Source organism: Phytohabitans houttuyneae (assembly GCF_011764425.1).
GTDB lineage: Bacteria > Actinomycetota > Actinomycetes > Mycobacteriales > Micromonosporaceae > Phytohabitans > Phytohabitans houttuyneae.
Window position 1 is genome coordinate 3,896,152 of the sequence record NZ_BLPF01000001.1, and the last position, 23,878, is coordinate 3,920,029.

General features: G+C 70.2%; 39 protein-coding genes. 1 reads left to right on the forward strand and 38 read right to left on the reverse strand.

What is annotated here, in order from left to right; all coding sequences use genetic code 11:
• Positions 1-168 precede the first annotated feature (168 nt).
• From Phou_RS17790 to Phou_RS17900, 23 genes are all read right to left on the reverse strand, one after another.
• Positions 169-546, reverse strand: coding sequence for a helix-turn-helix domain-containing protein (locus Phou_RS17790; protein ID WP_173057029.1), 378 nt, complete (start codon positions 544-546; stop codon positions 169-171).
• Complete coding sequence (locus Phou_RS17795; protein WP_173057030.1) at positions 543-1,613, reverse strand: hypothetical protein; 1,071 nt, start codon at positions 1,611-1,613, stop codon at positions 543-545. Before Phou_RS17795 ends, Phou_RS17790 begins: the two co-directional genes overlap by 4 nt.
• Before the next feature lie 121 nt (positions 1,614-1,734).
• The gene (locus tag Phou_RS17800) at positions 1,735-2,010 is read right to left on the reverse strand and encodes a hypothetical protein (RefSeq protein ID WP_173057031.1); all 276 of its coding nucleotides are present in this window, start codon (positions 2,008-2,010) and stop codon (positions 1,735-1,737) included.
• Positions 2,007-2,372 (reverse strand): hypothetical protein, encoded by a 366-nt coding sequence (locus Phou_RS17805; RefSeq protein ID WP_173057032.1) that lies wholly within the window; start codon positions 2,370-2,372, stop codon positions 2,007-2,009. The genes Phou_RS17800 and Phou_RS17805 overlap by 4 nt, the downstream gene beginning before the upstream one ends.
• Positions 2,369-3,136, reverse strand: coding sequence for a hypothetical protein (locus Phou_RS17810; RefSeq protein ID WP_173057033.1), 768 nt, complete (start codon positions 3,134-3,136; stop codon positions 2,369-2,371). The genes Phou_RS17805 and Phou_RS17810 overlap by 4 nt, the downstream gene beginning before the upstream one ends.
• Positions 3,133-3,447 (reverse strand): hypothetical protein, encoded by a 315-nt coding sequence (locus Phou_RS17815; RefSeq protein WP_173057034.1) that lies wholly within the window; start codon positions 3,445-3,447, stop codon positions 3,133-3,135. The genes Phou_RS17810 and Phou_RS17815 overlap by 4 nt, the downstream gene beginning before the upstream one ends.
• The gene (locus tag Phou_RS17820) at positions 3,444-3,923 is read right to left on the reverse strand and encodes a hypothetical protein (RefSeq protein ID WP_173057035.1); all 480 of its coding nucleotides are present in this window, start codon (positions 3,921-3,923) and stop codon (positions 3,444-3,446) included. Before Phou_RS17820 ends, Phou_RS17815 begins: the two co-directional genes overlap by 4 nt.
• 11 nt (positions 3,924-3,934) lie before the next feature.
• Positions 3,935-4,204, reverse strand: coding sequence for a hypothetical protein (locus Phou_RS17825; RefSeq protein WP_173057036.1), 270 nt, complete (start codon positions 4,202-4,204; stop codon positions 3,935-3,937).
• Positions 4,205-4,265: 61 nt separating this feature from the next.
• A complete protein-coding gene (locus tag Phou_RS17830; RefSeq protein WP_218579044.1) occupies positions 4,266-5,048 on the reverse strand; it encodes a dATP/dGTP pyrophosphohydrolase domain-containing protein in 783 nt (260 codons plus the stop codon).
• Between the two features lie 289 nt (positions 5,049-5,337).
• Positions 5,338-5,964, reverse strand: a complete 627-nt coding sequence (locus tag Phou_RS17835) for a hypothetical protein (protein ID WP_173057037.1) — start codon at positions 5,962-5,964, stop codon at positions 5,338-5,340.
• Between the two features lie 3 nt (positions 5,965-5,967).
• Positions 5,968-6,519: an HD domain-containing protein gene (locus Phou_RS17840; RefSeq protein ID WP_218579045.1), complete on the reverse strand. Its 552-nt coding sequence runs from the start codon at positions 6,517-6,519 to the stop codon at positions 5,968-5,970.
• Positions 6,516-6,953 carry a hypothetical protein gene (locus Phou_RS17845; RefSeq protein WP_173057038.1) on the reverse strand — a complete coding sequence of 146 codons (438 nt, stop codon included), beginning with the start codon at positions 6,951-6,953 and terminating at the stop codon, positions 6,516-6,518. The genes Phou_RS17840 and Phou_RS17845 overlap by 4 nt, the downstream gene beginning before the upstream one ends.
• Positions 6,946-7,254, reverse strand: coding sequence for a DNA translocase FtsK (locus Phou_RS17850; RefSeq protein ID WP_173057039.1), 309 nt, complete (start codon positions 7,252-7,254; stop codon positions 6,946-6,948). Before Phou_RS17850 ends, Phou_RS17845 begins: the two co-directional genes overlap by 8 nt.
• On the reverse strand, positions 7,251-7,520 hold the full coding sequence (locus Phou_RS17855; protein WP_173057040.1) for a hypothetical protein: 270 nt from the start codon (positions 7,518-7,520) through the stop codon (positions 7,251-7,253). Before Phou_RS17855 ends, Phou_RS17850 begins: the two co-directional genes overlap by 4 nt.
• Before the next feature lie 2 nt (positions 7,521-7,522).
• On the reverse strand, positions 7,523-9,238 hold the full coding sequence (locus Phou_RS17860; RefSeq protein ID WP_173057041.1) for a hypothetical protein: 1,716 nt from the start codon (positions 9,236-9,238) through the stop codon (positions 7,523-7,525).
• The gene (locus tag Phou_RS17865; RefSeq protein WP_173057042.1) at positions 9,235-10,395 is read right to left on the reverse strand and encodes a hypothetical protein; all 1,161 of its coding nucleotides are present in this window, start codon (positions 10,393-10,395) and stop codon (positions 9,235-9,237) included. The genes Phou_RS17860 and Phou_RS17865 overlap by 4 nt, the downstream gene beginning before the upstream one ends.
• Positions 10,392-10,889: a hypothetical protein gene (locus Phou_RS17870; protein WP_173057043.1), complete on the reverse strand. Its 498-nt coding sequence runs from the start codon at positions 10,887-10,889 to the stop codon at positions 10,392-10,394. The genes Phou_RS17865 and Phou_RS17870 overlap by 4 nt, the downstream gene beginning before the upstream one ends.
• Positions 10,890-10,942: 53 nt before the next feature.
• Positions 10,943-11,245, reverse strand: coding sequence for a hypothetical protein (locus Phou_RS17875; protein ID WP_173057044.1), 303 nt, complete (start codon positions 11,243-11,245; stop codon positions 10,943-10,945).
• A gap of 38 nt (positions 11,246-11,283) precedes the next feature.
• Entirely contained in the window at positions 11,284-11,874 is a 591-nt protein-coding gene (locus Phou_RS17880) for a hypothetical protein (RefSeq protein ID WP_218579046.1), read from the reverse strand.
• 266 nt (positions 11,875-12,140) lie between these two features.
• Entirely contained in the window at positions 12,141-13,484 is a 1,344-nt protein-coding gene (gene dnaB, locus Phou_RS17885; RefSeq protein ID WP_425571165.1) for a replicative DNA helicase, read from the reverse strand.
• Entirely contained in the window at positions 13,472-14,128 is a 657-nt protein-coding gene (locus Phou_RS17890) for an ATP-binding protein (protein WP_173057046.1), read from the reverse strand. The genes dnaB and Phou_RS17890 overlap by 13 nt, the downstream gene beginning before the upstream one ends.
• Complete coding sequence (locus tag Phou_RS17895; RefSeq protein ID WP_173057047.1) at positions 14,125-14,991, reverse strand: phage replication protein O; 867 nt, start codon at positions 14,989-14,991, stop codon at positions 14,125-14,127. The genes Phou_RS17890 and Phou_RS17895 overlap by 4 nt, the downstream gene beginning before the upstream one ends.
• 43 nt (positions 14,992-15,034) lie before the next feature.
• Complete coding sequence (locus Phou_RS17900) at positions 15,035-15,229, reverse strand: hypothetical protein (protein WP_173057048.1); 195 nt, start codon at positions 15,227-15,229, stop codon at positions 15,035-15,037.
• A gap of 130 nt (positions 15,230-15,359) precedes the next feature.
• On the opposite strand from Phou_RS17900, the gene Phou_RS17905 reads away from it, so the two are divergent.
• The gene (locus Phou_RS17905) at positions 15,360-15,572 is read left to right on the forward strand and encodes a hypothetical protein (protein WP_173057049.1); all 213 of its coding nucleotides are present in this window, start codon (positions 15,360-15,362) and stop codon (positions 15,570-15,572) included.
• Positions 15,573-15,580: 8 nt separating this feature from the next.
• Here the strand turns inward: Phou_RS17905 and Phou_RS17910 are convergent, their stop codons facing one another.
• The 15 genes from Phou_RS17910 to Phou_RS17980 all read right to left on the reverse strand — a co-directional run bounded on the left by Phou_RS17910 (position 15,581) and on the right by Phou_RS17980 (position 23,878).
• Positions 15,581-16,579, reverse strand: a complete 999-nt coding sequence (locus Phou_RS17910; RefSeq protein WP_173057050.1) for a hypothetical protein — start codon at positions 16,577-16,579, stop codon at positions 15,581-15,583.
• A complete protein-coding gene (locus tag Phou_RS17915) occupies positions 16,576-16,944 on the reverse strand; it encodes a LexA family protein (RefSeq protein ID WP_246273600.1) in 369 nt (122 codons plus the stop codon). The genes Phou_RS17910 and Phou_RS17915 overlap by 4 nt, the downstream gene beginning before the upstream one ends.
• A 25-nt stretch (positions 16,945-16,969) precedes the next feature.
• Positions 16,970-17,626, reverse strand: coding sequence for a hypothetical protein (locus tag Phou_RS17920; protein WP_173057051.1), 657 nt, complete (start codon positions 17,624-17,626; stop codon positions 16,970-16,972).
• Entirely contained in the window at positions 17,623-17,913 is a 291-nt protein-coding gene (locus tag Phou_RS17925) for a helix-turn-helix domain-containing protein (RefSeq protein ID WP_173057052.1), read from the reverse strand. The genes Phou_RS17920 and Phou_RS17925 overlap by 4 nt, the downstream gene beginning before the upstream one ends.
• Positions 17,910-18,515, reverse strand: coding sequence for a helix-turn-helix domain-containing protein (locus Phou_RS17930; RefSeq protein ID WP_173057053.1), 606 nt, complete (start codon positions 18,513-18,515; stop codon positions 17,910-17,912). The genes Phou_RS17925 and Phou_RS17930 overlap by 4 nt, the downstream gene beginning before the upstream one ends.
• A complete protein-coding gene (locus Phou_RS17935; RefSeq protein WP_173057054.1) occupies positions 18,508-19,104 on the reverse strand; it encodes an ASCH domain-containing protein in 597 nt (198 codons plus the stop codon). Before Phou_RS17935 ends, Phou_RS17930 begins: the two co-directional genes overlap by 8 nt.
• Positions 19,101-19,466 carry an endonuclease VII domain-containing protein gene (locus tag Phou_RS55525; RefSeq protein ID WP_371872188.1) on the reverse strand — a complete coding sequence of 122 codons (366 nt, stop codon included), beginning with the start codon at positions 19,464-19,466 and terminating at the stop codon, positions 19,101-19,103. The genes Phou_RS17935 and Phou_RS55525 overlap by 4 nt, the downstream gene beginning before the upstream one ends.
• A gap of 266 nt (positions 19,467-19,732) precedes the next feature.
• A complete protein-coding gene (locus Phou_RS17945; RefSeq protein WP_218579047.1) occupies positions 19,733-20,185 on the reverse strand; it encodes a DUF4326 domain-containing protein in 453 nt (150 codons plus the stop codon).
• A complete protein-coding gene (locus tag Phou_RS17950; protein WP_173057057.1) occupies positions 20,185-21,225 on the reverse strand; it encodes a DUF5131 family protein in 1,041 nt (346 codons plus the stop codon). Before Phou_RS17950 ends, Phou_RS17945 begins: the two co-directional genes overlap by 1 nt.
• On the reverse strand, positions 21,218-21,973 hold the full coding sequence (locus Phou_RS17955; RefSeq protein WP_173057058.1) for a hypothetical protein: 756 nt from the start codon (positions 21,971-21,973) through the stop codon (positions 21,218-21,220). The genes Phou_RS17950 and Phou_RS17955 overlap by 8 nt, the downstream gene beginning before the upstream one ends.
• Positions 21,970-22,206, reverse strand: coding sequence for a hypothetical protein (locus tag Phou_RS17960; RefSeq protein WP_173057059.1), 237 nt, complete (start codon positions 22,204-22,206; stop codon positions 21,970-21,972). Before Phou_RS17960 ends, Phou_RS17955 begins: the two co-directional genes overlap by 4 nt.
• Positions 22,207-22,283: 77 nt before the next feature.
• Positions 22,284-22,616 (reverse strand): hypothetical protein, encoded by a 333-nt coding sequence (locus Phou_RS17965; protein WP_173057060.1) that lies wholly within the window; start codon positions 22,614-22,616, stop codon positions 22,284-22,286.
• Entirely contained in the window at positions 22,613-23,092 is a 480-nt protein-coding gene (locus tag Phou_RS17970; RefSeq protein WP_173057061.1) for a hypothetical protein, read from the reverse strand. The genes Phou_RS17965 and Phou_RS17970 overlap by 4 nt, the downstream gene beginning before the upstream one ends.
• Positions 23,089-23,616, reverse strand: coding sequence for a hypothetical protein (locus Phou_RS17975; protein WP_173057062.1), 528 nt, complete (start codon positions 23,614-23,616; stop codon positions 23,089-23,091). The genes Phou_RS17970 and Phou_RS17975 overlap by 4 nt, the downstream gene beginning before the upstream one ends.
• The gene (locus tag Phou_RS17980) at positions 23,609-23,878 is read right to left on the reverse strand and encodes a hypothetical protein (protein WP_173057063.1); all 270 of its coding nucleotides are present in this window, start codon (positions 23,876-23,878) and stop codon (positions 23,609-23,611) included. Before Phou_RS17980 ends, Phou_RS17975 begins: the two co-directional genes overlap by 8 nt.

The following is a 23,878-nucleotide window of genomic DNA, read 5'->3' on the forward strand; positions in this document are numbered from 1 at the left end:
TCGCGAGGGCCCTCTGACGGCGGCTCCGTTGAGGGCTCTCGCGGCGGGTGCGCGCTGACCGCTGCGCCACTCCGCGATGCACAAAGGCCCGCACGGTGGCGGGCCTTCCTGTCCTAGGGCATACGTCACCTAGGTCGTGCGGAGCGTATCTGTTACGCGCAAGCAGGGTCAACTTCCGCCACGCGGGCGCCCATTCTGGAGTTCGCGGAGGTCGGCGACTCGGTACCGCCACCCCTCGTTTGTCTCGATGCCTTTCAGCCGGCCGGCGAGGCGGAGCCGGCGAACGTTGGCTGTCGAGGTGCAGAGGAAGTCTGCGGCCTCGGAGGGCCGGAGCACGTCGTCGTCCTCGACGGTGACGAGCTGCGGGACGGCCCAGTCCTCGCCGAACATGCGGGCGGTGGCGTCGGCCTCGTCGCAGGCGGGCACATCCAGGGCGCGGAGCCGGGCACGGTACATGTGGGCGATCTTGCGGGCGCGGACGAGCGGGTTGTCGCCGGGAAACGGCCAAGCGGCGCGGCGCGGCTGCTCGTTCGGTGCCCGGCTCACGCGTCTTCTCCCACTTCTGCTGCCGCGCGTCGCCGCGGGTATGCGAGCTCCAGGCCGACGTACCGCTCGTACTCGTCGTACGTCCAGCGGGATTCGCAGCCCGCCGGGTTGGAGCAGTAGATGTCGCAGGGGTCGCCCTCGTAGCGGGGTTCGTCGCGCCACAGCGCCCAGCCGCAGGTCGAGCAGGAGCCGGGGACGGTGGTGGTGCGGTGGGTACGCCCGAGCAGGGATCGGGAGCGGCGGTGCAGGTCGGCGAGCGCGACGACCGCGTCGACGCCGGTGAGCTCCGCGACTGGGTCGGTGATGCCGGCCGGCCGGACCGGGGTCGCGGGGAGGCGCGAGAGGTCGGGGATGCGGGCGGCGAGGAACCCGGCTGCGCGCTGGACGTCGCGGCCGGGCAGGGTGCGGGCTGGCGGTGGAGGGTTCGACTTGGTGGTGTGCCAGGCGCCGACGATCAGGGTGGTGCGGCGCTGCGCCCGCTGCAGGATCCGCATCTGCGTCTCCCAGGTGAGCAGGACGTGCCGGATTTCGGCCTGCAGCGCTTCGGGGTTGCCCGCAAGGGGCATGGGCGGGCCGGGCCGGACGGACCGCTGGGTGTCCAGGGCCTGCGACAGCATGGGGAGCTGCATCTGCTCGAGGTCGAGCCAGTCGAAGGGCAGCATGCGGACGTCGCGTTCGTAGCCGGCGGTGCACGGCGGGCAGAACAGGTCGGGGCTCCAGCGGGTGTCGTCGGAGACGATCCCTGGGTGTTTGCCGACGTAGTCGTAGCTGCGGCAGGTGGGCCGGCCGTCCTCGCGCTCGGGTGAGGCGCAGAACCTGGCCACGTCGCCGAACTGGTCGACGTCGCTCGCGTTGGCCGACGCGGTTCGGGCGTGCGGGGCCGCCGCGGTGTTGCCCGTGTTGGCGGTGCCGCAGCCGTGGGAGCCGCAGCCGCCGGGAACGGAGCAGGGTGTGTCGAGACCACCGGTGTGGCAGTCACAGTCCACAGGGCACAAAGGGCCAGCGGCGATGAGCCGTTCGAAGGACACGGCCGGCTCGATCGGGTGACCTTGGGTGTTGCGTGGCATGGCGATCTCCATTTGCGCAGGTGAGGAACTACGCTTTCGTGATCGCCGGGGTGGGGACTCCGGTCTCATGGGGTGGTTGGCCCGGGCGCGCTGTGGGGGCGGTGTCCGGGCCGCCGTTTGCTCAGAGCCGGAACGGTCTTCGCAGGTCCTCCTGGAACTCGGCCTCGATCGCCTGCTGGTCGACCACGAGCAGCGTTCCGGCAGGGACCCATTGCGACTCGACGACAGTGAGGATGTCGGCGATTCCAGCCTGGTCGATGAGCCAGCGGACGCGGGTCGCCTGGTCCGGTGGGCAGAGGATGGTGCGTTTCGCCTCCTGGCGGATGATGTCGGCGAAGGCGGCGTCGTGGGCGGCCTGCTCGAATACCGCGAACGAGTTCGTCCAGTCGACGGTCACCGGCTCCTCCTCGGGTCGATGCGGCGCGGCGCCCGCTGCCGTACCGGCGGGCCGGTCGTCGGGGCGCGTTCGGCCGGCGGGCGGAGGACGTTCGTGCACTCGTGGCCAAGCTCGCGGACCACAGCATGTAGGCGGTGGCTGGCCTCGTCGCAGCGCCGAACGGTGGGGAGGTGGTGGGCCTCGTCGAAGATCGACCTGCCCGTGTGTTGCGGCTCGGCGATGTCCATCGCCCACACCACGGTGTACGTCTCGCCGGCCTCCAGCAGGTAACCATCCTCGCCAGGCTCGACAGTCGTACCGTCCGCGCGGCGGACCTCCACGACCACCGGGTGTGGGCCGACAGCGGCGCGGACGCCGCTCACCCGGCCGCCGCTCGGCACGGTGACCGTGGCGAAGACGTGCTCGTCGAACGTCGGCGGTCGCTCGGGACGAGGTGCCGGTGGTTGGTCAGCTCCCGCTCCAGCCGCTCCCACGCCTCGCCGTACGCCGCTGGCACCTCGGCGCCTGCGGGGATATCGCAGCCCACGAACCGGTGACCGTCGTCCAGGCGCAGGTGGACGGTGCCGTCGGCACGGCGGAACGCGGAGCGGAAGAGACCGTCACCAACGTTCAGGCGTTCGCCGACGCCGATCGGCGTGAGGTCCTCGTCCGGTGCATCCAACACGAGGTCTGGACGCCACCTCATCGCCGTCGCGACCCCATGCTGTCCACTGACCTGGCCAGGGCCATTGGTGTCGGTGTCACGGCTGATATGGGTGGGTTCGCAGTCGGACGAGCAGTACGCCGATCCCTCGCGCGGCTCGGCGCCGCACGGGCACAGGCCGTCGACGGCGGCGTCGATCCGGCCGAGGAGGCTGCCGAGCCGGGCGCCGAGCCGGGACTCAAACAGCTCGGCGAGCGAGGCGGTCGACGCGTCCGACGCGACTCGCGGTGCAGGCGCGCCGGCCGGGAGGTCCGCGAGCAGGTTCCCGACCATCGCGTCGGCAGCCTCCCCGTCCAGGGCCGGTTCGAGTGGCCCGGCGAGGTAGGCGCCGAGGTCGACGGCGGCGCCGAGGTCGGCCTCCGTCGGGTTCGTTGGATCGGCGAGGTCGGGCACCCAGTAGATGCGATTCGCAGCGAAGCTCATCGTTCTGCTCCCTCCTCGCTTGCTGGCCCCTTGCGGACATCGGCCATCACCGCGGTCATCAGCCTCTCGTGCTCGCGCGCACGGTCGTCTGCGGCGTCCGGGTCGGGTGAGCCGAACAGCACCATCCGGGTGACACGCTGGCGCACATCCTCGGCGACTCCCTCGGTCTCCAGCGCCAGATCGACCGTGTACAACATCCGTCGGATGAACTTCATCTGCGCCGCGTACGTCGCATCGTGTACGTAGGCGGCGCGCGCTCCAGGCATCCGGTCGACGTAGCGCTGGAATTGTTCGGCGACCACGCGGCTCATGGCCTCACCGTCACCGGGTAGCGCTTCGGGACCGGCGGCCAGCCGCCGCCGGCCGACGGGAGGTGGTAGGCGATCACGTAGTCGCCGTGATCCTCCGGTGGTGGGCTGTACAGCACCTCATCCGGGTTGATGCCGTTAGCGCGCAACAGTTTGATCATCGCGAAGTTCGCGGAGCAGTGCACACACTCCTTCGCGGCGGCAGCCCACGCTGCGTCGTCTGTGCCACCCATCGGTGGATGTCCGTGTGGGTGGGGCGGAAGGCCGCGCTTGGCTCCTTCCGGTAGCAGCCGGCCGGCCCGTTCCAGCCGCTGCCGCTCGTCTTGGCGGATCAGTTCGGCCACCGCGTCGTACGTGACCCGCGCTGCGGCCGCATTCGGGAGCTCGCCGAGGTACGCCATCCGGTCGACGGCGGCCTTCACGCAGCGGTCGCGAAGTTGGACGGCGGCACGTACCCGGGCCAGGTCCTCTGACGTCATATCGGGCATGGTCAGTTCGCCTCTCGCCTGATGCTTCTGGTCCGGTGGCACGGTGCGCAGTTGAAGATGTCCCGGTCGCCCACGCTGCGCTCGAACACCATCTCCTGGTCGCAGCGCGGACACAGCACCACCAGCTCCAGCTTGAGGTTGCTCGCGTCGTGGTCCGGTTCAGTCTCGAAGTGGGCCTCGACCACGCCCATCGTCAGCTCGCCGATAGGTCGCCATCGGCAGGTCGCGCAGACGAGCGCCATGCCATCGGACACGTTCAGGCCCTCGGTCATTCGGCGTTGCCTTTCTCGACAGATCCAAGATCAGCATTTGGTGGACCGCCTCCGACTGCGCCTACGGCAGTGGTCGCGCTCTCGACCCGAGGTGCGCATGGTCCGGCGTGCGCGTAGTGCAGCCGGCAAGCCTCGGTGGAACACGCGCCCTTGAGCTCCAACAGCTCCCGTTCGCGTTCGGCCAGCACCGCTTGGGTGGCCGCGAGGCGGTAGGCCGGCACCACCGCGAGGGGCACATCTTCCTTGCCCCTGCGCGAAGCGCGGAGATAGCTGTTGGAGCCCCTACGACGCTCTCAGCGGGCGCGACGCCGCGGTCGTGCTCGATCGCCTGGCCGGGATCGGTGGTACGCCAGTCCGGCCAGGTACGCGCTTCGCAGCGTGCCTGCTTGGCGACAATCGCGTCGAGGATCTCCTGCGGCTCGTGGCCGGCACGCCAGGCGCCATCCAAGCCCAACATGATGACGTCCACCCACTCACCGAGATCGGTCGGATCAGCCTCGACCTCCACAAGCTCCTTGCGGATGTGGTCGATGACGCCGGCGAGGGCCTGTGGTCCGAACGTGCGCGCCGAGAACTCCCGCTTGCGGGCGACGAACGACGCATCCACGGAGGCCGGCGCGGAGGCTGCGTCAGCACGTACCCGAGCAACCTCGCGCCGCAACGTCTCGATGCGGTCGAGGCAGAACATCACCCACGACCACGAAGGCGCGTTGTCGGCGTACGGCCGGATGCCGAGCGTGTCGAGGCCGGCGACGAGCTTGCGGATCGAGACGTTCAGGTCGTCGGCGCTCTCGTTGAAGAACGGCCCGAGGTTGGATTGTTGCCCTTCGGGTAGCTCGATCATCGGTGCGCCTCCGTGCACGTGCTGGTCTGTCGGGGTGTCCGGAGAGGTGCCTTCCCGGTCTTGCATCGGACCTCTTTCCACAGGGTTATCCACAGGCTGTTTGGTCAGTGGGAGGCGCGTGCCGGCGCCCACCAGCAGCGGGCCGCCACCCGACGCGCCGCCCGCCGGCGGCCACGGATCCGCGCCACCACCGTCTACCGGATCAGCTCCCGGCGCGCCGCCTCCGGGACGCCGGCAGGAGGCGGGACGAAGCCCAGCGCACGCAGCTGATCGGCGGCCGCGGCGTCCATCACCGGGCCGCCTCCGGACGGCGGTCGTCGAGGCGGGACACGCCCACGAACCGCTGCTCGGCGTACTCGGCCGCGGCGAGGAACGCCAAGCCGATCCGGCGGGCGTCCTCGATCCGCAGCGCCTCCCAGTTCCCTGCCCCGTCGAACCGGTAAGCGAGGCTCGGGCTGTCGCAGTCGTGGTCGACGTACACGGCGCCGGCGCTGTCCGGGGTGTCGATCGCGAAGACGCGCCAGCCTCTCGCCGGTGTCCACTCCGGGCCGGGATGCGTGTGGCGGCCGCGCACGTGGTCGGGGCGGGGCAGGGTCGCCGTGTCGATCTGCGATAGCAGCGCGGCGACCTGCCGGCGCAGCAGGTCGAGGGCGACGGGTGCGGCGTCGAGGTCCACGGCGGGCGCCTCCAGGTCGAAGAGGGTTAGGTCGTCTGCCGCCGACCGGGCGGCGGGCAGCCGCGCCGGGCTGGCCGGGCGCAGGCCGACACGCTCGGCGCACTCCGGCCCGACCTCGAGCGACACCCACGGCTCCCGGACCAGCACCAGGCCGCAGAGGCGCCCGGATTCGCGGAGGGCGCGGCAGCGGCTCGTGCGGCGCGGCGCCGGCGCGACGGCGGGCAGCGGCAGCATGGACATCGGTCAGGTCACCGCCGGCGCAAGAACCGCCGCTGGGAGCAGTTCGTGGAGCCGGTCGAGGTAGCGATTCTCCGCCTCGTCCGGCGTCCAGCAGCGGATCTCCACGCCCAGCGGTTGCAGGTGCTCGACGGCCCACGGCTGCGGAGGTGGCGCCATCAGGGCGGCACGCTCGTCGAGGAGAATCCGCGTATCGGCGAGTTTCACCTCGTCCGGGCAGACACGGAAAAGGCCGAACCGGTCGACTATTACCGCTGCAAGCCTGTCCTCCACCTGCCGGTACTCAGGCATCGCGGACTTCAGCGGCCGGATCATGTCACCCAAGTACGCCTCTGTGGCGTCGTGTAGGAGCGCCCACAGCGCGTTCCCCGGCGCCACTGCGTGGCTCAACAGCACGCAGTGCTCGGCCACCGAGTAGGCCAGCTTGACGTGGCCGCCATACCGGCACAGCAGCGACAGCGCATGCGCGATGTCCACCGGGTCGATGTCCTCAACATGCGGGTCGAGCGGGTAGAACGCCCGACCTGTGTAGGTTTGCATCCAGTCACCGTGGCTCACGAGGCCACCTCACCCTTCGCGGCGTTCTCCAGCTGTTCAAGCCGGTAGGTCGCGCGCCACCTCGCGTTCGAGTCGGCCGTGGCGAGCACGTAGCCGGTGAGGTCGTCGAGCTGGCCGCGGACGTGCCGCAGCGACATGCACGGGTCATGCCACACCGCACGCTCGGACGACTGGTAGCTGTGCCGTGCCTCCTTCCAGCGGAACCGCTGGCCGCAGCCTTCGCAGCGGTCCACGATCCACCGCTTGACGTTGAGGTACCGCCACCACCGGAAGTGCAGGTGCCGGACGTGGCGCAGCGCCCAGGCCAGACGGCGAAGGATGCGCTGCGGCGGGTGGCCGCACACCACGGTGGCGTCGTGGCCGCCCGGCTCGTCGTGCCAGATGTCCAGCTTGAGCACGGGCACGGCAAACAGCAGGACGGACGGATCATGCATGGCTGCCCCCGAGCGCGGCGTTCCGGCCTTCGTGTTGGTCGACGGTCAGCACGATGCGGCCGTCGGCGATGGCCCGGTCGATGTCGGCCGCCACCAGTTCTCGGTGACAGGTCAGTCGCAGCGCCGGCCGCTTGCCCTTTGCGCCGACCGGCCCGAGGACACCGACGTCCTCCAGGGCGAGCAGGAGTTGGCTAGCAGTAACGAATCCGACCCGGACCCGGCGCTGGATCAGCGTCGTGGAACCGAACTGTGCCCGGATGCTCACCATGGCCGCGTCGAGAAGAAGATCCCTAGTGATCACGGGCGACGCTCCCGGATCACGTCGCTGACCGTCTTCGTCCCCGCGTCCAGGGCGGCCTTGTCGTCGTCGGTAAGCAGGTGCACGCCCCGCTCGGCGAACAGCCGGACGATCGCCGGCTCGTCCCTGTACTCCTGCGCCAGCATCGCCGGGACGCCGTGGCGGTCCATGAACGCGGCGAGGGTGTCGTAGATGGTCTGGTCGTCGGCGGCCCCCGCCTTGAGTTTGGCGACTTCGGCACGGAACAGGCGGTGGGTCTGTGTCGGCATGATCACTTCTCCTCGTCGTTGGCGTGCTGGGGCGGTGTCCAGGTGCAGCCGCAGCCCTGGATGTCGCAGCCGCGCGCGGTGTGCGGGTGCTCTCCGGGCCCGGCTGGGCAGGTGCAGCGCGGCGAGCGGCTCGCGAGCGCGTCGGCGAACGGATCACCCGGACCGGGCGCCGTGGCCTCCAGGTAGTCGGCGAGGCCGATCGTGACCGCGGGAGAGAAGATCTCCCGCTGTGGCACGCCCTGCGGGTACTGGTGCTGCACCCACCAGGTTTCGTACTGGTCGCGGTCGCGGAGCCGGCGCACGGCCTCGGCGTAGCCCTCGCTGAAGCCGCGCTGCCCGACGCTGGGCTGCTCCGCGGGCTGGGCGCCGTCGCGGATGTACGGCTCGAACCCGCGGGCAATCGCCAGCACCGCGGCGATGACCTTCGCTGGCGTGTCGAGTCGCGCGGCAGGGTCCTTGATCAGGACCTTGCCGATCGCTGTGGTGGCGTGGCCGAGGGCCCGGTCGTGGATCTCTTGTTCGGTGCTCAGCCCGCCGTCGTACACCGCCTCCGGCTCGACGGCCTCGTGGGCGTCGCGGGCGGCTTCGTCCAGGGCGTTCTGGAGCTCGTCAGCATGGATGCGGAGCTTGTCCACGATGGTGAGCGCATTGGCTACGACGTCGCCGCCGAGGCCCGGGGCGACGTAGCCGCGCTCGCTGAGGGCGCGGGCGAGGCGGCCCTCGGCGGGCTCCCAGGGTTGTCCGGCGCGATAGGCGTCGATGGCGGCCTTGGCGAGGGCGTAAGCGAGCTTCCGCTCGTCGGGCATGTCCCACATCGCAGTCGCGCTGAGTCCGCACCGCTCGGCGTGGATGACGCGGGCGACGCGTTCGTGGGCGGCTTCGTCGGCGAGGTCGGCGACCAGGGTGGTGGGCGGGGCGGCCTCGCGCGCGCCGAGCTGGTCGCCCAGCCAGGCGAGCATCAGCGCACAGGTCTGCTCAAGCAGCTTCCGGGGCCTCGACGACTCGTCGTCCCAGTCGGCAGTACCCGTCGGCTCATAGCCGTACCGCGGTGCCAGTTCCCGGTACGTGGTCAGGAAACGGCGAGTCGTCTCCTCGACGGACGGCCAGGCGGCGGCCTCTCGCAGGCGGGCATCGAGGTCGTCGGCCGGCTCGTCGCGGAGGTTGTGGCGGGCGTCGAGCATGGCGTCGACGGCCTTGATCAGCTTGAGTTCCTGGTCGCTGAAGTCGTCTTTCTGGCCGTCGATGAACTCGGCCGGGCCGAACCCGTCCTGCCGCCACAAGATCGCGGCGTCGAGGACGGCGACCACGAGCGGGTCAGGCCGCTCACGGCGGGCCAGTTCGCGGACCGCGTCGACGACGTTGCCGAGCGCCTCCGGTGGCGATTCGCCGGTCGGTGACATGGCCTCGCCGACGTCGAGCAGGGCCTGCGCGCGGCCGTCTGCGAACCGGTCAATGGGCTCGGCGTACCGGCCGCCGTTGGCGTGTATGAGCACCTCCAGCGCGTGGTCGTACTCGGCGAGGCGCTCGGCATCCAGCTCGGGCGAGTGACCGGCGTCGGCCATCGAGTACCTGACCCACGCCGTCGCTTGGTCGATCTCGCGGTCGGTGGCGCGGCGGGGTTGGCCTTCGCAGTCCGGGATGTTGGGGTCGCCGCCGACGTCGCGGTGCGGCGGGTGGACGGCAGAACTGCCGCAGCGGGCGCGTGCCACGTCGGTCATGACGGCGACCCCGCAGCCGCACGCTCGGCGCGCATCGCGTCCACAATCTCCGTGGCGACCGGTGTGCCCTCGAACCCGAGGACCTCCCGCAGCGCTGACGTCACCGTGAGCAGGTCCTTCAAGGTGACGAACTGGACGTTCGGGGTTGCCGCGCCGGTGAACAGCGCCTCGTTCTCCCGCCGGAACGAACCGGCCGCCTTGTCCGCGTACTCGGCCAGGGCGCCGTCGAGGACCGCGTCGAGCTCCTCCACCGTGTCGCCGCCGAAGTACTCGTTGCTGCGCTCGAACACGGCCCGCACGGCGGCGCGCGCCGCGGTGAACGACTCGGCGGGTGCCTGCCCGTCCAACCAGGCCCGGACCCGCCGCCGAGCCGCGCACTCCACGCACACGGTGTTCGCCTTGCCGGGCCGGTTGTCCGGGTCCCAGATTCCCGGCCGGGTGTGAGCGTGCCCCGTCCTCTGGTTCAGCATGATCTCGATGTCGGCGACCAGCGCCGCCAACGCGTCCGCATCGGGTCGCGCCGGCGGCTCCTGGATGACGTCCCACAGGTCGCGGAACAACCGGCAATCGCCGAGTGCGGTGTGACGCTCGTACGCCTGCAGGGCGAGGCCGCACGCCGCGGCGATCAGGTCCGACTTCTCGTCGCCCTGCTCGTTCGTCGGCACCGGGCGCCCCGCCCCTGCCAGCCAGCCGGCGGCCCGGTCCGCGACATCCAAGCCGCGGTAGTACCACTCGGGGACGATCCCGTGCACGGCCATTCGCGGTGCCAGCGTGTGCATGTCGAACGCCGGGTTCGACCCGTGGATGATCGCCTTCCCCTTCGTCCACGACGCGGCCACCGACATCACCGTCCGCTCCGACCAGACCGCCCCTTCCGGCGCAGTCGCGGGCAGGTCAGGGACCACGCCGGCGAGCCGGCCGATGAGCGGCACCTCGGCGGCCTGCGGGTGGCGGCGCCAGAACCCGCCGATCTCCAACGCCTCCGGGTCCGCAGTGCTGGGCAGGTCGAGGTCGTCGATGTTGACGAACCACGACCACTCCGTGTCCGTCGAGGGATCATTGGCGCCGCGGTGGATCAGCGCCACCTCCCAGGCACGGCGATCGGGGTCGAGGCTGACGGTCTCGCAGTCCAGCCAGACGCGGGGTCGTGTGGTCATGCGGTCACCGCCGCGCTCGGGCTGTTGAAGTCGGCGGCGTCGAACCACCGGTACAGGTCCGCCGGGTTCACACCCAACCCATCAAGGTTGTCGGCGAGCCAGTCGACGTCCTCGCCGTTCAGGTTTCCGGCCTCCGGAGTCAGCTCCCACAGCAGCTTGGATATCTCGGCCGGGTCGCCAAGAAGTGCGGCAGCGGCAGCCGTGGATGACACGGCAAGGGCTGTCAGGTAGCCAAGGTCCGGACGCGACCCCTTGCCCGGGTTCGGTGGCAGGCCAGCAACTGCCTCCCGGGCCACACCGTGCGCGGCCAGAGCCAGAGCGGCGTGGTGACGAGCCCAGTCGGACGCCGGGACGTCACGCGAATCGGGGCGCGGGGCCACACGCTCGGCAAGCGCGAACGCGTCACGGGCGAGGACAGCGGTCACGTGGATTGCCGCTCCCCGTTGAAGTTGCTCCTGGATCGCGGGGGACGCGGGGACGAATTCGTCGGTCATGTTGTTCTCCTTCAGGTTGGGTTGCCGTACACAGGACGGCAGAACTCAAGCGGTCATCGCGCGAGGTGGTAGACCCTTTCGCCGCCGAGCAGGGGCTTGTCCTCGGGTCCCTTGACATGCGGAGCAATCCAGAGCGGGCGGTGGACTTGGCGGGCCGGATACCACTGCTGGCGCCAGTGGCCGCGCACGATCCACTGGTGGTTGTACTCGCGGTCTGAGTGACCCGATGCCGTCGAGGCTGGACGCCGCAGGGAGATGACGCGAACCCGCGGTGACGGCTGGCCTTGACGCTCCGCGCGGCGGCGGGCTGCCCGGTCGAACTCGGCCTCCTGCACCGACGCGACCGGCTGCGACATGAGCAGCCACGTCGCGCGGAGCGTGGCCAGCCAGCGCACTACACCGGTTGCCTCTGCGAACGTGGTCTCCTGCCCATCCTGGTCAGCGACACCAACCGGGGTTGTGGTGAAAGGGCTCTGGGACTCGTTGTCCACGAGGAGGCGCCCACTGACCCGGCGGGCGGCCTCGATCCTCCTCGGGTTCCCGCGCCGCGCTCCAGCGCGCTGTCGAAGTTCGCGTCCCGGTCGGCGTACCACGTGACCCAAACGCCGCCGTTGACCCAGGCGGGATTGTTGCCGGTCCAGTGCCCCCACGACGCGGCGACAATCGGGGACTCGGCCTCGTTCTCGTACCACTGGCTGTAGTCGACGGCTGCGATCGGCTTGGCGAAGTAGACCAGACCCGACGGGCTCGGCAGATCTTCTGGCATCAGCGTGAACTCGGGCAGCGACCGGCCCGCCGCGACGGCGAGGGTGGTCATCTGTTCCGAGACGTAGAACAGGTCCGCCTTCCGAAGCCGGCCAACCTCCTGCGCGGTAAGGATGGCGGCACCCCGAGCAGATGAGGCCACCATCGGCTTCACAAGCTGGCGGCCGTCAAGAATGGCCCGCTCGTACAACTCGGGTCCCGAGGCGGAAACCCAGTCCACGGTCTCGTCGCGGAGGGACGGAAGGTCCACCGGGCGGATCAACATCAGGCGGCCTCGCTGTCGGTGGAGTGGGGCGCACCGGTCCACCAAGCCCAGTTGGTGTACCACGTATGCCCGCGAGGGCAGGCGTAGTCGGCAGTCACCCCCGTGCCGCGTTGGTTCCGCCGGACGAGCAGAGGGGGCACGACAGTGCGGATTCGACACTTCGGGCAGCGATCCGCGTATGGAGGCAACTCGTCATCGACGTCGTTCACCGTTAGTGCCTTTCAGGGGAGGATGGCCATGCTGGAGAAGCGGGACAGGTGGAGCTGCGACGCGACGGTGATCGTGTCGGTGGGTCCGGCGCGGTTCTTGTCGACGATGAAGTCGGCCTCGCCCGCCCGCGGGGACTCCTTGTCGTAGTAGTCGTCGCGGTGAATGAGGATGATCACGTCGGCGTCGTTCTCGATCGCCCCGGACTCCCGCAGGTCAGCCTTGGTGGGCCGCTTGTCGGTGCGCATCTCCGGCCCGCGGTTCAACTGGCTGACCGCGATCACAGGTACTTGGAGCTCCATCGCCAGCAGCTTCAAGCCGCGCGAAAGAGCAGCCACGGCGGTCTGCCGGTTCTCGCCGCGCTCCACCGCGATCAGCTGGAGGTAGTCGACGACGATCAGCTTCAGCCCGTGCTGGCGATGCAGTTTGCGAGCCCGGGCGCGGATCTCGGCGAGGCCGATACTCGCCGTACCGTCGAGGATGAGAGGCGCCTCCGACGACTCTCCGGCAGTCCGGGCGACCTTCGCCCAGTCCTCATCGGAGAGGGCGCCGGAGGTGATGACGTTCAGCGGCACACGGGATGCCGAGGACAGCAGCCGCTTGCCCATTTCGACGTCGGTCATTTCCAACGAGAAGACGGCGGCGGGCAGCTTGTGGACCCAGGCGGCGTGCTGGGCGAAGCCGAGCGTGGCGACCGACTTCCCCACTGATGTGCGGGCGGCGACGACAATCAGCTGCCCCGGGTGGAAGCCGTTCAGCAGCCGGTCGAGGTCGTGGAGGCCTGTCGGGACGCCAGGAACCTGGTCGAGGTTGGAACCTGCCTGCTCGATCGAGTCGAGGACGTCGGGGACGACCTCGCTCCACATTCGAGGGCCGGCCGTGTCGGCAGTGGACGCGTCGAGCTCGGCTAGCGCCTCGCGGATCATGTCGGCGATGTCGGTGGCTTTGCGGGTGCCTTCGCCCCCGAAGATGCCGTGCTCGACCTTTTCGGCGAGGGCCGCGAGTCGGCGGAGCCTGGCTTTCTCGGCCACAATGCCCGCGTAGTAGCCGACGGTGGCGACCGTGGGCGGCGCGTTGTAGCACTCGTGGAGGTAGGCGACGCCGCCTACGCGGCTGAGCCGGCCAGTTTCGACGAGTCGGTCGGCAACCGCTACAGGGTCGGTCGGTTCCTTGCGGGCGGCCATCTCCACGAGCGTGGCGAAGATCAGTTCGTGGGCCGAGCGGTAGAAGTCGCCCGGCTTGACCGCTGCCTCAGCCTCGGTCAGCGCCTCCGGGGATAGCATCGCGCATCCGAGCACGATCTTCTCCGCGCCCGCGTCGTGGGGTGGGATGCGGGGTTCGGTGCTCACGCGGCCCACCGCCGGTCTGTGCCCTTGATCGTCACGTGGACGGCGTCCGCGAGGCGCGAGACGACGCGGTCGCCGACGGCGTCGGTGAGCGCCTTCGCGGTCAGGTTGGTCGAGTAGATGGTGGTCTTGCGATTCGACCAGCGGTGATCGACTAGCCGGTACAGGGAGTCACCCGTCCAGTCCGACTGCTTGCCCGCGCCAACGTCGTCAAGCAGGAGCAGTTCGGCTTCGAGGTACGGCTCCAGGGCCCACGAGTGTGACTGGTCCGGCTTCGGCCGTAGGGCTGCGTTCAGATCCGGGTGGGTGGTCGCGCGCCAGATGAGCCCGCGGCCGGTCGCGGCGAGCCCTTCGACGATCGCGCGGGCGGCACCCCAGCACTGCCACGTCTTCCCGGTGCCGGTCGGCCCGACGAGCACCAGCGACGGCGCCTCGTTGGGAGCCTTGAGGTAGCGGCGCACCCAGTCTGCGACCTCCGGGTGGTCCGCCTTCGCTTCCGCGAACCGAGTCGGAATTACGCGGGACAGCACCTCGCGTGCCTGCTCGGTGCGGAACGTCACCGGGTCGTACTCGGCCGGCACCCAGGCGTCCGCGGCGGCCGGGTCGATGCCACGGCGGGCGAGGATCTCGGCCGTCAGCGGGGGGATGTCGGTCATGCCGGCGCCTTCTTCCAGTCGTTGTAGTCGTCCTGGTTCTCGGGGTTGCGGTAGGGCTGGTTGCCGCCGGACCTTTGCCGGTCCTGCTCGTTCTGGCCTTCCATCTGCAACCTGATCGCGTCGAACTCGCTCCGCAGCCTCGGCACCGAGAGGACCCTTGATCGCCAGAAGTGATGCCGTTGGGACCAGGCAATTACGGCTCGAATTTGTTCGAGCGAACGCTTGTCCGCGTCGATCATGAGTCGGGCGTCCGTTCGCCACTTGTCGGTGATCGTGGGGCGCTTGGAGCCGTTGCGGACGACCCATTCGGCGAGATAGCGGCAGATGCGGTCGGCGTCCTCGCGGAATTCCCCGTCCTTTTTTTCTTTTCGAGGCTTCGCCGAGGAAGAAGGGGGTTTGGTTTCTTCGGTCGTAGGGTCGTGTACTTCGTGTCCAGCCCCTGGACTAGCCCCGTCCGGCTCCTGGACTAGTCCATCTCCTGGACTAGCGCCGGTGTCCACTTTGGGTGGTTCTGGTTGGTCCACGTCCTGGACTAGTCCACCCTGTGCACTAGCAGGGACGAGGAGGGCGTACTGCGTCTTGGCCTTGTTCATGCGCGCGTCCTTCATGGACGGCTGGACGCGCTTAACCCAGCCCTCGCCATTCTCTGAATTCTCGACGTCGACCGCCTTGAGCGATTCGGCCACAGTGGAACGACCGAGGCTTGTCATCCGAGAAAGGTCAGTGAGGCTCGGTGTGAACCGCTCCGGGATTACGCCCGTCGCTGGGTCTGCAAGTGAGGCCAGCGTCAGCAGGACATGCTTGACCGGATGCGAGAGGTCCGAGTTGCGCACCGCTCGCATGAAGGCCCAGATGTCTGGCACTGACGTCGTCTCCCGTGGGTTGAGAGTGCGGATAGGTGTCGGCCTAGGCCGCAGGTGTGCGCGGCGCGATCTGCGCCCACTGGTCCTGCGGCGTGGGCTCCTCGGCCATGCCGGGCAGATGCCTCTCCAGGAGGTCGGTCAGGAGTTGCGTCAGCGGGATCTCGCGTCGGTCGGCCTCGCGCTGCGCGGCCTGCCAGATCGGCTGGGCCCGGCGTCCGATCCAGAGCGTCTTGTTCATTGATGGCACCTCACCTCTCGCAAGTGGGCCCCCATGTGGACCCCCACACTCTATCGCACGGTCGATCTCCGACGCGCCAGCGGCGCAAACATTGATTGCCGTGTGGGGGTCCACGCCTTACGGTGGCGACGTGGGCACCGACAGGCACCGGACTCCGCGCTTCAACGTGAGCGTCGATCAGGAGCTGTGGGACGCCTACGGGGACGTGGTCGGCGACGGCGGCCGGTCCGACGACCTGCGCGAATACATGACCTGGCGCGTCGAACACCCTGACGAGCCGCTGCCCGGCCGGTTCCGAGGGCCGGTCAAGAAGGTCCGCGCACGACGCACCGGTGACGAATAGGGACCCGCTCACGCCGCCGCCCTCCCGTCGCCGGGATCGGCGGGCTGCGGCCCGGGCACGGCGTCGTACCGCGCCCACCGGCGGTCCTCACCCGACAGGGTGTCCAGGTGCTCTTCCCACGCGAGCTTCCGCATGCCTTCGCACAGGGCGGCGTGGATTTCGTCGCGGTGCTCCCAGTCCTCGTTCCGCCGGCGGGCCTGCCGACTGCGGGCCGGGTGCAGCGGCTGCTGGCACGTCGAGCACGGCGGCGGCTTGACCGCGGCCAGCTTCCGTGCGCTCTCGCGGGCGCGTTCGAGTGCCTGCTCCGCCTTGTTGTGCGCCAGGTCGAGGTCGTGGCGCAGCCGCTTCAGCTCGGCACGGAGCCGGCCCGGGTCGTCGCCGTCACGCTCGACCCCGAACCCGTAGCCCTTCAGTTCGGCCTCCGCACGCGAGGCCCGGTAGAACGCGTCCATAATGTTGGCCAGCGGCAGCGGGCCCGGGATGTGGCCGGTCTTCGGCGCGGTCCGAGCGAAGCGAACCGATGCCGCACGGTTGTCGGGGTTGACCACGATCAACCCCGAGCCGGCTGGCACCTCCAGCACGCCGACAAGCCCTTCGGGGACCGCGTACGCGTGCCGGTGCGCGAGTTCCCGCCACGGCGCCTGTTTCGACGGGTCCCGAACGTCCTGGAGGAAGTCGCCGCGAGACACCTTGATTTCGATGGCGAGGCGTTCGATCCCGCCGTCGTCGCGAACAGGCACGTCGGGCGGCTGCCCAGCCTCGGGCAGGGCGAGCGGAAGCTGTGGTCCCGTGTGTGCGGGCGCCCGGTGCGGCGACGGACGGATAGCCACACGCATGCCGCCACGGACAAGCAGCATGTCGATCCGCCGGTCGCGGGCGCCGGCGGGGATGCGGCCGCCCACTGCGGCCGGTCGTGCGGTGACTTCGGTGAGGATCGCCCACCGCCCGGCGAAATGCCGGTACAGGGCGGTGACCATGTCCCGCGACGTCAGCTTGGGCGCCGTCACCCGGCGGCCCTCCGCGGCTCGGCGAGAGTGATCGCCCGCGCATGGCGCGCGCCTGACGGTGTCGACCGGGCCAGAATCCCCTGGCCGATCAGCGCTGCGATGTGCCGGAACACCGAACTCACGTTGTTCGGTGATAGGCCGACCGCCCGAGACACTTCACGCAAGCTCGGCGGATAGCCGTGCCGGCCGGTGTATTCGGCGACGAACCCGACGATCTGCACCTGCCGACGGGTCAGCCGCGCCGGGTGTGCCATGCCGGCCGGGCCGTCGACCGCGTCCGCCCGTTGCCAGTCCGCGCCGGCGGGGCCGACCGGGGCGAGCGCGTACGCCCCGGCCGGCTCGACGTTGGTGATGTGGCTGGCCAACGCTGGCCTCCCTCCGAGGTGAAGGTCAGGCGGCGGCCAGCGTCGCCTGGAGCGGCTTCTCACCGGACCGGTCGGGGGCGATCGACGCCAGGAAGCGGTCGCCGATCGTCACCTGGGTGCGCTGGCCCCCGAACCGCATCCGCATCAGCCCCCGTGGCCGGACTGCGCCCAGCCGGGCGAGCGCGGCCGGCGAGTAGGCGACCTGGTCGACGGCGGCCACGCCGGCGAGCTCGTCGAGGATGGCGCCGACCCGCGGGAAGTCGACGGCCCGGCCTTCCAGGACGATGCGTTTCGCGGCGTAGCGGGTGTCCCGCGAGCGGCGGATGGTGAGCGCACCGTCGTGGTAGTCGAGGGTGAGCGGCACGCCGGCCTCTTTGCCGGACAGCTTGTAGTCCTTGACGACCTCCTTCACGTCGGCGAACGAGGCGAGCAGCGCCCACGGGTCGTCGGCGCCGCCGAACACGGACGTCAGCGTGGACTGGTCGCTGCGGCCGTCAACGTCGTCGGGCCCCCAGCTGGAGCGGGCGGCGTGGAGGGTGTCGGTCGCTTCGGCGTGGAGCATCGTGCCGTCCCACTCGATGCGGACCACGTTGATGTGCGGCAGGTCCGTGTCCGTGCACGCGAAAGGCAGCACGTCGGCGAGGACGCCGACGAGCTCCCCTGTCGGGATCGTGATGGTCATGCTGTAGGTGCTCCGTTCTGCAATGGGGTGGCCGGCTCGACGTCGGCCGTGAGGATTGGTTTCGGGGTCGCGCTCCTGCGGCCGCCGTCGACCGGCAGAAGTTCCATGCGCAGGTCGAGGAACCGCAGGACGTTCAGGAGGATGTCGAGCCGGGGCGATGAGGTGCCACGGAACCAGGCGTAGACGGTGTTCTCGTGCACGCCGACGGCGGCGGCGAGGGCCGTGCCGGTGCAGCCGCGGGCGTGCATCACGCGGCGGATCGTCTCGATCAGCAGGTGCTGGTTCACGCCGCCTCCCGTCCAGCCGGCGTTCCGTCGACGGCGTCGCGGGCTTGCTCGATCAGCTCCGGGGTGAGGACGTCTTGGCGGGCGAGCGCGTCGAACGCCTCCTCGAAGCGGCGGATCCGGGCGCGAAGCTCCCGCAACTCGACGCGCATCGCTGGCGCCTCCCGCCGCCGCAGCCCGGCGACCTCCTCGGCCAGCGCAGCATTGCGGGCCTCGAGTTCGACGACGCGCGCTTCGGCGTCCGCCCGGCCCTCGACGGCGGCATCTACCTGCTGCCGCAGGTCGCGGAGGCCCTGCCACGTCATCACGGTCCGCAGCTCCGCGACCTGTTCCGCCAGCTCGGCGAGGCGGACGGCGACTCCGTCGGCGGGACCTGCGTCGACGATCAGGAGCTGCAGGCCCAGCCGGTCGAGGATCGGGATCAGGGTTGGAATCCGCGGAGACGCGGCGCCGCGCTCGATCCGGCCGAGGTGCGTGTCCTGCAATCCGGCGCCCGCGCCTGCGTCCTCCAGGCGTAGGCCGAGTTCGGTGCGGCGGCGGCGAAGCAGCGGACCCAACTGCGCCGGATCGGTGATCGCGGCCGCCGGCCAGACCCCGTCACGCACCGGCATCACCGCCTACCACAAGTCGGCGGCTGCGTTCGACAAGCTCACCCGGAGCCGGGTCGACTTCCTCGAATGCGGCGCGCACCTTGCTCAGCAGTCCGCCCTGGCCGAGGCTCGCGACCGCTGTCGCAAGCCCGTAGTTGGCGGTGACGGCCGCGGCCGCTTCGACGGGCAGCCGCCACGGCACGGCGAGCTGGCCGCGCAGCGGCCCGACCGGGTCGATCCGCACCGTGTCGGCGAGCTCCAAATGCCAGACGATCGGTACCGCGGCGGTGGGCTGGTCCGCCCACGGCGTGGTGCAGCAGCCCGGCTCGGCCTGGTGGCAGCCGTTCAGGTTGGTGACGGCGATGACCCGCCGGAAGGCGTAGGCGAAGTCGCCGGACTCCAGCGACGGCCGGTGCCGCCACGCCGGGTCGCCCCACCACCAGGCGCGGACGCGCGGGTCGTCGCCGCCCTGGATCGCCCACGAGGCGGCGGCGTGGATCGCGACCGGGCCGCGGTACGACGTTGGTCGGGTGCGGTTCTCGACCGGCTTCGCCCCAGCGGCTATCGCGATGCACCAGGGAGCGCGGACAGTGATGGCCTTCATGCCGCCTCCCGGTGGCGTAGGAGATAGGCGATTGCGCTGCGGAGGATCTCTGGGTCGTCTCGTAGCCCGCCGAGACCTTGGTTGCACAAGTTGCAGAGAATGCCGCGCACACGCCCGGTCTTGTGACAGTGGTCAATGTGGGGTCGGAACCCGCGGGAATCACCAGGCGGACCTCCGCAGATGGCGCACAGGCCGCCCTGCGCTTCCAGTAGCGCGTCGTAGTCCGCCTCGGTCATGCCGTACTTACGCCGAAGGTAAGACCGCCGCTGGTTCCGCTCCCACTGGCTCGGATTTGCTTCCGCCCAAGCTCGTGTCGCCGCGTTCCGGCATGGCTTGCAGAGGTGCGGTGATCCCTTGGACATGTCGGCGCGGGGCTTCTGCTGCTGGCAATGAGCGCAGATCGGCAGTTCCTGGCTCCGCGCCTCGGCGACGTGCTGGCTGTAAAGCGCTTCACTCCTCGCGCGGGTGGGTGTCGGAGCCAAGGCCTGCCAGCCACATCTGCAGGCGACCTTCCATCCTCCCGGCGGAGCCTGGCGTGGCTTCGGTTGGCCGATCGGGAGGAGACGGCGCTCGTGCCCCCTGATCCTGGGGCTGCGCCGCGCGGGACGGTCTGCGATGACGCGGTCGATCACGGATTCTCCCCGCGCGCCACGGCCAGGAGAACATCGCCATGGCACGGCTGATCGCTGCGGCACCAGCAGAGGAGGTCCTTGCCGGCCAACTCCCGGCGCACGTCCTCGACGGACAGCGGCCGCCGCTCGACGCGGTGCCACAGCCGCAGCTGCGGGGTCGGCTCGCACAGGGCCCGCCGGTACGTCTCGACGATCTCCTCGCGGGTCATGTACCGGACGCGGTGGAGGGTGACGGTGCCGTCGGCGTGGTGCATGTTGTGCTGCATGCCGTCGGCGGAGAGCCGGCCCTCGTACTCCCACGCCGACCCGTCGAGGGCGGGCACCCGGGCCAGGCCGGTGTACGTCCGGTAGCCGAACGGGCTCCCCCAGACGGTCGGCCGGGCGACGACGACCGCGCCGGTCGGCATGCGCCACCCCTTCTGACGGCTGAGTTGGAGACGCTGAGCCATCAGGCGTTCACCGCCTCGGGGTACTGGTCCCAGGTGCGGCCGTCGAGCTCGCGGAGCGACTTGGAGCGCGGCGCGTACATGAACGCCTCATTGCCGCCCGTGCCGTCATCGACCCAGTGCGATCGCGAGTACCAGCCGTTGCGGTCGCCGGGAGCCCAGGCGCCCCACTGCTTGAAGAAGAACGCCACCTCGGCGCGCACGCACTGGTCGCGAAGCGAGCGCGCCCAGTCCGGGTGCATGGGCCGTGCGCTGTGTCCGGACTCGCCGCCGACCACGACCCAGTGCAGGTCGCGCGCCGGAACGCTGGTGAACGCCTGACCGCCGATGCCCCCAGCACCGCCGCGGCGACGGCCGGCGAAGTCGTAGAACGGTCCGGCGGTCGACGCCCCCGTGAGCCACAGGTAGCGGGAGATGTCGACCGGGCCGAGCAGCGGCTCGCAGGACAGCCAGCGGACGGCGGCCGGAGTGTCGAGCAGCGCCGGGATGCGGATGTCCGCCCACTTCTGATCTTCGACGGACACACCGAGCCAGAGATTCGGCAGCGGCCAACGCATCAGCGGTCCACCGGGGCGGAGCTTGCGGGCCTCCTCGTACACGGCCTGGACAAAGGGCGACGTGTGACGCGGCACGATCCACGCGTACTCCGGACCGCCCGAGAGTAGCGACCGCATCCGCCCGTGCCGCTTCGTGAGGAGCTGGAAGGTGTGCTGCGGCGACAGCGCCATCACCGCGAACACGCGGGCGATGAAGTCGTCGGGTACCGCTTCGTGGAACAGGTCCGACATGGAGTTGACGAAGATGCGGCGCGGCGTTCCCCAGCCGAGCGGGTCGACAAGCGTGTCTTCGTGGGTAGCGACCCCGAACCCAGGACCGCTGGTTCGGGGGTCGCCGTCGGTCTGGTACTTCGGCGAGCCCATCGCCTTGAGCCGCTTGGCGAGCGTGAGGGCGTAGCAGTTGTCGCAGCCGCCTGAGACGCGATCGCAGCCCGTGGTCGGGTTCCACGTGGCCTGGGTCCACTCGATCGTGGTGTTGTCAGCCACGACGCTGCTCCACGCCCACGCCGAGGACGACGAGCACCGCGCGGGCACTCCACGCCGGCACCGTCTCCGGCTCCTCGGCGTACGCCGGGTGGTTCTTTCTCCACGACGGGCCGCGGCGGCACCCGACCACCGAACCGGGCTCGGCGATCGCCTGCCGCAGCTGCTTGACGAGCGGCCGGTCGTCGGCGGGGCAGCCGGCCTTGTGCGCGTTGATCGACTTGTAGTCGGCGGTGCAGCGGCACGTCCGGTCGGGAGATAGGACGTCGCGGAGCCGTTCGACCGTGTACGCGAGCGCCTGCTGATACGCGGTTTCGCCGTCGGCGGTGAAGGTTGCCGCCGGGGTGGGCTGCTGGTCGAGGTCAGCGAGAACGGCCACGACGCGCGCCAAGCGTGCTTCGGCCACGTCGAGTCTCGCCTTCCGCGCTTCCAGCGCTGTGCACACCGCGCGGTAGGCGTCGGCGGTCGGGTACGGCTGCCGATCGTGGGCGACCGCCAGCCGCGCCTGGTGCGCCAGTCCTGCGATCGCCTCGCGGGCGGCGGTGAGGTTCAGCCCGTGGGCGCTCTCGTCCGCGGATACCGCCTGCATCGCCGCGGCCGCCAGGGCCGTGATGGATGCCTCGGTGACGTCCATCTGCGCGGTGCCGTCCCCGGCCGGCGGCTTGACCCGTTCGGTGAGGCCGGCCAGCCAGCCCTCGGGGTGGGCGATGAGGTCGCCGCCACGGTCGGGCTGCACGTCCAGTTCGGTCATGATGCGGTCGCCTCCTTGCAGGTGGGGCACTCGCTGCGCACGTCGATCAGAGCGATCGGCCGGCCCGCGATTGCGGCCTCGATCTCGGCTTCGGTAACGTCGCCGATCAGCCGGGAGCAGCCGTTGCAGGCCCGCTTGGTGGAGATCCGCTGGCTCGTCGTCGTGAGCCGCAGCGTCGGCGTCCACGTGCGGCCGGCCGGCACGTCGGTGAGGTCGGTGACGTACATGTCCACCCAGCCGATCGGCGCGATTGGCTCGCGGGCGATGTGCAGGTGCGGGCCGTCGAGGTGCTTACGGTTGTCGTTGGAGATCAGCCCGTAGCCGGGAGCCGCAGCCCCTTGAAGTTCTTCGCCGGGTTCGGCTTTTGGATGTGGGGTCGCCCCAGCCCATCGACGAGCGCCTTGGTGGTGGCGCGCAGGTTCTCCTCATCCGGGTCACTGTTCGGCGGTAGCCACACCACGACGTCGATCCGCACCCGGGCCAGCCCCGTGGGAAGCTTCGCCTGCTTCGCGGCCGCCCATCCGGCGGCACGCCACGGTCGGGGCGCGTTCGACCGGCGTTCCCGGCGGTCGTTGAGGTTGAGAAACGGTGCCGGCGGCCGGATCTCCAGTGTCCAGGTGCGCGGTTCGGATGTTGCGGTCACCGACCCACCTCCGCGGCGAGGCGCTGCACGTGCAGGGTGGCCGCCCGCAGGCCGGCGCGCACCGAGTCCAGGAGCTGGTCGGCGCGCCCCTCCGGCAGCGGCTGCTGGCCGCGTCGGTCGTACATCAGCTCCATGAACGTGCGGGCCAGGGAGTGGGCGTCCCACACTGGCAGGGCCTCGACGGCGAGGACGTAGGTGTGTGGCCAGGCGTCACGTACCGCTTCCCGCCACGTGCACTCGATCAGCGGCCAGCCGGGCACGTATGCGTCGGGTTTGCCGGTGTCGGCGTCGGTGAGTCCGAAGTAGGCGATGCCGCCCCACGTGGAGGGGTGGTTGAGCCGGCCGTGTGTTTCGCCGCCGTACGTCCACAGTGGTGTGTTGGCGGTGTCGCCGAGCAGGTCGTCGAAGTCGGGCAGGAGCTTCGGCAGGTCCATGTCGAACCTGTCGGCCCAGAACGGCAGCGGCATGGTCGTCACCGGGGCTCACCTGCCACTGCGAAGACCTCAGGGTGCGCGGCCTTCCAGTCGGTCCACCGCTGCATCGGTTTGTCGTCACAGACCGTGTGGATTCGATCCATCAGCACGTGTAGCGCGAGAGGCCCCCGCCATTCGTGGCCGGCGTAGCGGTCGTCGTTCCGCATGACGGGCCAGACGACGGTGAACAGGAACCCCCGCTCGAACGACTGCCGCCGGAAGCCCCAGTCGTCGTCGCCCCACTTGTGGAAGACGAGCCCGTTGGCGCCGTTGTCCACGTCCAAGGTGCGCTGTTCCATCCGCCGGCGGTAGCCGCTGTCGCCGTAGTGGCGGTCCTTGTACTCGCTGAGGAACGACGCCAGCATTGCTGCCTCGGCGTCAGTTGGCTGGGCTTCGGACTCGCGGTCGAAAGCGACCAGGAACCGCCAGCCTGGATGCGACGACGTGACGGCGATGCGGTGCGCGGTCAGCGGGTGGTCCCGGTCGGCGTCGCGCCCGAACGGCCAGACTTCGATCTGCTCAGCCACTGCTGGTCACCGCCTCGGGTTCGGGCTGGCCGACCTCGAACAGCAGGTCCGGTCCGCCGTGCGCGGCGAGGAGTTGGAGCGCGGCCCGGCCGCCGTTGTGCCGGCGCACCTGCTGCAGCACCTGGTCCCCCAGGTCGACCTGCTCGCAGTTCCCGCTCGTGAGGAGCTGGACCAGGCGCGATACGTCGTGGGTGCCGGACGCCACGAGCACCACGACCGGGTCGCCGTGCTCGTTGTCGTAGGCGCGGGTTTCGTAGGCCAC